Annotated in this window: 4 protein-coding genes; 3 read left to right on the forward strand and 1 reads right to left on the reverse strand. The window is 42.8% G+C overall.

The genetic code is table 11. The features are described 5' to 3' along the window. Both dnaE and KH943_RS08195 read left to right on the forward strand, forming a co-directional pair. Positions 1 to 3,276: DNA polymerase III subunit alpha (dnaE, locus tag KH943_RS08190; protein ID WP_304109875.1), on the forward strand; the 3,276-nt coding region annotated here is incomplete at its 5' end. Between the two features lie 83 nt (positions 3,277 to 3,359). Next, a complete protein-coding gene (locus KH943_RS08195; protein WP_304109877.1) occupies positions 3,360 to 4,445 on the forward strand; it encodes a 5-methyltetrahydropteroyltriglutamate--homocysteine S-methyltransferase in 1,086 nt (361 codons plus the stop codon). Between the two features lie 82 nt (positions 4,446 to 4,527). Here KH943_RS08195 and selD read toward each other — a convergent pair whose 3' ends face one another. Beyond that, the gene (selD, locus tag KH943_RS08200; RefSeq protein ID WP_304109879.1) at positions 4,528 to 5,568 is read right to left on the reverse strand and encodes a selenide, water dikinase SelD; all 1,041 of its coding nucleotides are present in this window, start codon (positions 5,566 to 5,568) and stop codon (positions 4,528 to 4,530) included. A 351-nt stretch (positions 5,569 to 5,919) separates the two neighbouring features. Between selD and KH943_RS08205 the strand changes: the two genes are divergently transcribed. After that, positions 5,920 to 7,641 carry an acetolactate synthase 3 large subunit gene (locus KH943_RS08205; RefSeq protein WP_304109880.1) on the forward strand — a complete coding sequence of 574 codons (1,722 nt, stop codon included), beginning with the start codon at positions 5,920 to 5,922 and terminating at the stop codon, positions 7,639 to 7,641. Positions 7,642 to 7,708 lie beyond the last annotated feature (67 nt).

Raw genomic sequence — 7,708 nt, forward strand, 5'->3', positions numbered from 1 at the left:
GATATTCTCGTACGTGCCATACCAGAAACTGAAGAGCTGGACGAGCTCACTTTACTTGCCAAAAACAACACAGGCTATCACAACATTACGATGCTCCTTTCTAAGGCCTACCAGCAGGGCTATGTCGACCTGCCCGTAGTGGAAAAAGAGTGGCTGACCGAATACAATGAGGGCGTGATTGTCATTTCTGGCGGGCGTTTGGGCGATGTAGGCAAAGCTTTACTCAAAGAAAATGCAAAAGAAGCGGAAAACCTGACCGCTTTCTATCAACAATATTTCCCCGAACATTTCTATTTGTCGCTCTGCCGCACAGGGCGAACGGATGAAGAGAATTACATTAAAGCAGCAGTGCCTTTTGCCTCTCAGCACAACATTCCACTCGTTGCGGTCAATGATGTCTTGTTCTTAAAACCTGACGATTTTGAGGCACATGAAATCCGCGTGGCTATTCACGATAGCTATACGTTAGACGATCCCAAACGTCCGAAAAAATATTCTGCACAGCAATATTTCCGCACCGAAGAAGAGATGTGTCGCCTATTTGCCGACATTCCGAGTGCTTTGGAGAATACGGTAGAAATTGCAAAACGTTGTTCAGTAACTGTACGTTTGGGCGAATATTTCCTACCAAATTTCCCGACTGGTGAACTTTCCACCGAAGATTATTTAGTGCAAAAATCCCGAGAAGGCTTGGAAGAACGACTTGAATTTTTATTCCCAGATGAAGAAGAGCGTAAAAATAAGCGGTCGGTTTATGATGAACGTTTACAAGTTGAACTAGATGTAATTAACCAAATGGGCTTCCCTGGGTATTTCTTGATCGTGATGGAGTTTATTCAATGGTCGAAAGAAAATGGGATTCCTGTAGGCCCTGGACGCGGCTCAGGGGCGGGCTCGCTTGTGGCGTATGCGTTGAAAATTACCGATCTAGATCCACTTGAATTTGATTTGCTCTTTGAGCGTTTTTTAAACCCTGAACGTGTTTCGATGCCAGACTTCGACGTGGATTTTTGTATGGATGGTCGTGATCGCGTGATTGATCACGTGGCGGACACTTACGGTCGCCAAGCGGTATCGCAGATCATCACGTTCGGTACAATGGCGGCAAAAGCGGTGATTCGCGATGTGGGACGTGTGCTTGGGCATCCGTATAGCTTTGTAGATCGTATTTCAAAATTGATTCCGCTAGATCCAGGAATGACGCTCGAAAAAGCCTTTGCCGCCGAGCCAAAATTACCCGAGCTTTACGATAGCGATGAAGAAGTGAAAGCGTTGATCGATATGGCACGCAAACTTGAAGGTGTTACCCGAAATGCAGGTAAACACGCAGGTGGCGTAGTAATTGCACCAACAGCGATTACCGATTTTTCACCGCTATATTGTGACTCGGAAGGGATGCATCCTGTAACCCACTTTGACAAAAACGATGTGGAATATGCGGGCTTGGTCAAATTCGACTTCTTGGGATTGCGTACGCTGACTATCATTAAGTGGGCGTTAGAAATGATTAACGCACGAATGCTAGCAGAAGGTAAAGAGCCTATACGGATTGAAAGTATTCCACTGGATGATAAAAAATCGTTTGATTTGCTACTGCAATCGAAAACCACGGCAGTATTCCAGTTAGAGTCTCGCGGAATGAAAGATCTCATTTCTCGCCTCAAACCCGACTGTTTCGAAGATATTATTGCGTTGGTGGCATTGTTCCGCCCAGGTCCGTTGGAGTCAGGGATGGTGCAGAACTTTATTGACCGTAAACATGGCAAAGAAGAAGTCTCTTACCCTGATGCACAATATCAGCACGAATGCTTGAAACCGATTTTAGAGCCGACCTATGGCGTTATCGTTTACCAAGAACAGGTAATGCAGATTGCTCAAGAACTGGCGGGCTATACGCTTGGTGGGGCGGATTTATTGCGTCGTGCGATGGGTAAGAAAAAGCCAGAAGAGATGGCAGCACAGCGTGAGATTTTCGAAAAAGGAGCAATCAATAAAGGTATTGATGGTAATCTTGCGATGAAAATCTTCGACCTTGTGGAAAAATTCGCAGGCTATGGCTTTAACAAATCACACTCGGCAGCCTATGCTTTAGTTTCTTACCAAACACTTTGGCTTAAAGCCCACTTCCCTGCTGAATTTATGGCAGCGGTAATGTCTTCAGAGATGGATAATACCGATAAAATTGTGGGACTTTATGATGAATGTATGAATATGGGCCTAACTGTTGTACCACCTGATATTAACAGCGGTAAGCATCGTTTTTCCGTAAATGAAAAAGGTGAAATTGTCTATGGCTTGGGTGCGATTAAAGGCGTGGGCGAAGGTCCGATTGATACGATTTTATCTGCTCGCCAACAAGATGGCATTTTCAAAGATCTGTTTGATTTAACTGCTCGTGTCGATCTGAAAAAAATCAACCGTCGCACCTTTGATGCGTTGATTATGTCGGGGAGCTTGGATAAACTCGGCCCGCACCGTGCAGCTTTAATGAAAAACTTAGAAGATGCTCTTAAAGCCTCAGATCAACATTCAAAAATGGAAGCGCTTGGGCAGAGTGATATGTTTGGTGTGCTTACTGAAACGCCAGAAGAGGTGCAAAATGCCTATGCGAATACGCCCAAATGGAGTGAACAAACTATTTTAGATGGCGAACGAGCCACATTAGGCTTGTATTTGACCGGACACCCAATCGGGCGTTTCCTTAAAGAGCTGGCTCACTATGCGCCTGTTCGCTTAAACGAATTACAGCCGACTTTTCGTGGGCAAAATGCAACCGTGGCGGGTATGGTGGTGGGCTATCGTGTAGCCATCACTAAACGAGGTAGTCGCATTGGCATTGCGACCATTGAAGATCGTTCAGGCAAGCTAGATATTACGCTTTTCTCTGAAGCTTTAGAGACTTACGGAGATTTAATTGAGAAAGATGACATTATTATCGCCACAGGTTCGATACAGTTCGACGATTTTAGCGGAGGGTTAAAAATGTCCGCCCGCGAAATTATGACGCTTGATGATGCACGTACTCGTAATGCCAAAAGCCTTGCTCTTGCAATCAATCAAGAACAATTAGATGCAAAATTTGTGAAAGAATTGACCGCTTGCATTACACCTTACAAAGAAGGAACCTTGCCTCTGCATTTCTACTACCAAAGCGAACAAGGCAGAGCCTTATTAAAAGGTGGTGTAGAATGGCGAGTGACGCCAAGCGAACAAATGCTCGTTGAGCTTCGAACTTTACTTGGCGAAAGTGCAGTAGAGTTGGAGTTTGAAAATTAAATTTCAAATAGAAAAAACAAGAGACTTTTGGGTAAATTTATTGCAAAATCTTACTGCTTATTTTATTAAAGAAGGAAGTGAAAATGACTAAAAAACTCCCATTACACGCTGATACTGTTGGCTCCTATTTACGTTCTGATGCTTGGAAACAAGCTCATGCTGATTACAAAGCAGGCAAAATTTCACTTGAAGAGCGTGACGCAATTGTAGAGCAAGAAGTGCGTAAATTAGTAGAGGCTCAACTTGAAGCGGGTATTCAAGTGGTCACCGACGGTGAATATCACCGTTCTTGGTGGCACATCGATTTCTTAGAAAATTTAAATGGTATCGAAGGTTATGTGCCAGAAAAAGCTTACGCATTCAAAGGTGTCGAAGTTCGCCCTTACAACACCCGTTGCTGTGGTAAAGTGTCTTGGAATCCAAACCACCCATTTATTGAGCATTTCAAAAAATTCAATGCAATTGTTGATGGTCGTGCGGTTGCAAAATTTACCATCCCAAGCCCGAATCAATTAATGTACCCTGTGCAATGGGATCACGGTGTGTATGCGACTCGTGAAGAATTCGCCAAAGATGTACAACAAGCTTATAAAGAAGCCATCAAAGCATTCTACGAAGCAGGTTGCCGCTACTTACAAATTGATGATGTGTATTGGGGCTCTCTCTGCAACAACCACGCACAACCTACTTTTGAAGCAGACAAAGCACAAGCGGTTGCGAACGTGCAAGCGATTCTTGCAGACAAACCAGCAGATATGATCATTACCACTCATGTTTGCCGTGGTAACTACAAATCTTCTTACTTATTAACGGGTGCCTATAATCCTGTCGCAGATGGCTTATTTGGTCAAACCAACTACGATGGTTATTTCTTAGAGTATGATGATGAACGTTCAGGCGGTTTTGAGCCGTTAAAACATTTTGCGAATAACAAAGGACGCGTAGTGTTAGGTTTAATCAGCTCAAAATTCCCAGAGTTAGAAGATAAAGATGCCATCAAAGCACGTATTCAAGAAGCAGCAAAATATGTGCCACTTGAGCAACTTTGCTTAAGCCCGCAATGTGGTTTCGCATCAACCGAAGAAGGTAACGTAATGACTGAAGCTCAGCAATGGGCAAAAGTTCGCCACGTTGAAGAGATCGCAAAAGAAGTTTGGGGTGAAGATTAATTTTTCCATTTCATAGAAAAATTAACCGCTTGTAGAAGATTCTGATCTTTTTGTAAGCGGTTATTTTGTCCTATACGCCTATTTAACGCACTTCAATTAGCGGTCTATCTTCATCCATTTCTAACAAACGCCCCACTCGGAACAGTGGTACATTCATTGCATCTGCAATTTGTTGGATTTTTTTGACCGCTTGCAACTCAACAGCAACTAATAAACCGCCAGAAGTTTGCGGATCACATAAAATCGCTTTTTGCTCATCGGTTAATGGAGAAATCAAATGCCCGTAGCTTTCGAAGTTACGATTTGTTCCACCAGGTACAGAGCCTTGTGCAATATAATCTTGTACACCGTCAAGCGTTTGAATATCAGCAAAATCGACTTCCGCTCGTAAATTTGAGCCTTCGCACACTTCTTTTAAATGTCCTAACAAGCCAAAACCTGTGACATCAGTCATCGCTTTCACTTCATCCAATTTGGAAAATTCCGCACCAATCAAGTTCATTTGACACATCGCATCTCGTGCTAAATGTTGATGCTCAGGCTTCAAACTTCCCCGTTTTTCTGCGGTTGTCAAAATACCAATACCAAGTGGTTTGGTTAAGAAGAGTTGACAACCTGCGGTTGCCGAAGCGTTGCGTTTCACTTTTTCGGTTGGAATAATCCCCGTTACCGCCAAGCCAAAAATTGGCTCAGGTGCATCGATGGAGTGTCCGCCAGCCAAAGCAATGCCCGCTGTGGCACAAGCGGCACGACCACCTTCTATGATTTGTTGAGCGACTTCTGCGGGGAGTTTATTGATTGGGAAGCCTAAAATCGCAATCGCCATAATCGGCTTACCTCCCATCGCAAAAATATCGCTAATTGCATTGGTTGCTGCAATTCGCCCAAAATCAAATGGGTCATCGACAATCGGCATAAAGAAATCGGTGGTACTGATAATGCCCACGCCATTGCCAATATCGTAAACCGCTGCATCATCTGCAGTTTCGTTGCCGACTAATAAATTTGGGTCGATAAATTTTTCAAGTTCGCTATGTAAAATTGTCCCTAACACCTTAGGCGAAATTTTACAGCCTCAACCCGCGCCGTGACTAAATTGTGTTAAACGTACTTGTTCAGTCATCTCGCCTCCTTGTCCATAAAATCATTAACAATATTTTACCAGAAGTAGATTATTTACAATATCTTCAAAATAAGCATCTTTCCAGAATTCTTTATTTTTTCTACCATTTATTATAAAAAATTTAATGCTTTCTATTTTATAAAATCTGGATGGATATGCTGTATAAACGGTTAAGTTCAAAGTTATTTTTACAAAAATCCAAATTTAGCCAATTTTAAAAATTTTCTGCTAAATTTTAGCAAGACTAGACTGCTAGACAAAGGTCAGAAACTCTTGCACAATGTTGCCAATTTTATCATATATTTGAGTTGTGAATAACTTTCACAACGTTATAAGAAGTTGGAGGATTTAATGAAAAAACTTTCTGGTGCAGAAATGGTGGTGCAATCCTTGTTAGATGAAGGCGTGGAATACGTTTTCGGCTATCCAGGAGGCTCAGTGTTAGATATTTATGATGCAATTCATCAATCAAGCCTTAACCACGTGTTAGTTCGTCACGAACAAGGTGCGGTGCATATGGCAGATGGTTACGCTCGCTCAACGGGCAAAGTGGGTTGCGTGTTGGTTACTTCAGGTCCTGGTGCAACCAATGCGATTACAGGGATTTTAACCGCTTATACCGATTCTGTGCCGCTTGTGATTATCACAGGTCAAGTGCCTTCTTCGTTAATCGGTTCAGATGCGTTCCAAGAGTGCGATATGATCGGCATTTCTCGCCCTGTGGTGAAACACAGCTTTATGATTAAAGATCCGCAAGAAATTCCTGAAACCATCAAAAAAGCATTCTATATTGCTTCAACAGGTCGCCCTGGTCCTGTGGTGATCGATATTCCAAAAGATATGGTGAATCCTGCCAATAAATTCGCTTATGAATACCCGAAAGAAATGGCATTGCGTTCTTACAATCCAACTGTGCAAGGGCACAAAGGGCAAATCAAACGTGCATTAAAAGCCTTGATGGTGGCCAAAAAACCTGTGCTTTACGTAGGTGGCGGGGTAATTTCAGCAGAATGTAGCAACGAACTTGTTGATTTTGCGAAGAAATTAAACTTACCTGTAACCAGTTCGTTAATGGGGTTAGGGGCTTATCCTAGCTCAGACCGCCAATTCCTTGGTATGCTTGGGATGCACGGCACTTATGAAGCCAATAATGCAATGCACGAAAGCGATTTGATTTTAGGTATCGGTGTGCGTTTTGATGACCGTACGACTGCAAACTTAACAAAATATTGCCCGAATGCAAAAGTTATTCACGTAGATATTGATCCAGCTTCTATCTCAAAAACCGTCCAAGCTTACATTCCAATTGTTGGCTCTGCTAAAAATGTGCTAGATGAATTCTTAAGCTTGCTTGAAGATGAGAACTTGGTAAAAAATCAGGCAGATTTGACCGCTTGGTGGAAACAAATCGACGAATGGAAAGCAAAAGATTGCTTGAAATTTGAAGAGAGTTCAGAGATTATTAAACCGCAACAAGTGATTCGCTTAATCCATAAATTAACCAATGGGGATGCGTATGTGGCATCTGATGTAGGTCAGCATCAAATGTTTGCGGCACTTCATTACGGCTTTGATAAGCCACGCCGTTGGATCAACTCGGGTGGTGCGGGCACCATGGGCTTTGGCTTACCTGCGGCAATTGGGGTGAAATTTGCACATCCTGAGGCAATGGTAGTTTGTGTTACAGGCGATGGTTCAATCCAAATGAATATTCAAGAGCTTTCTACTGCGAAACAGTATGACACGCCAGTAGTTATCGTAAGCCTTAACAATCGCTTCTTGGGGATGGTAAAACAGTGGCAAGATATTATTTATCAAGGTCGCCACTCGCAAGTGTATATGAATTCCTTGCCAGATTTCGCAAAATTGGCGGAAGCTTATGGGCACATCGGCATTACGATTGATCACCCAAGTGAATTGGAAGAAAAACTCACACAAGCCTTTGCGATTAAAGATAAATTGGTCTTTGTCGATGTGCGTGTAGATGAAACCGAGCACGTTTACCCGATGCAAATTCGTGGCGGTGCAATGAATGAAATGATTTTAAGCAAAACGGAGCGTACAGATGCGTAGAACATTATCAGTCTTACTTGAAAATGAATCAAGCTCTCGAATTGCGCCGCTAAGATAAAGTACATCA

Source organism: Haemophilus parahaemolyticus (genome assembly GCF_018373095.1).
GTDB classification, from domain to species: Bacteria; Pseudomonadota; Gammaproteobacteria; order Enterobacterales; family Pasteurellaceae; genus Haemophilus_A; species Haemophilus_A parahaemolyticus_A.

Coding starts and splice junctions, on each gene's coding strand:
- KH943_RS08205 (WP_304109880.1), top strand. CDS start 5,920: ATGAAAAAACTTTCTGGTGCAGAAATGGTGGTGCAATCCTTGTTAGAT.
- KH943_RS08195 (WP_304109877.1), top strand. CDS start 3,360: ATGACTAAAAAACTCCCATTACACGCTGATACTGTTGGCTCCTATTTA.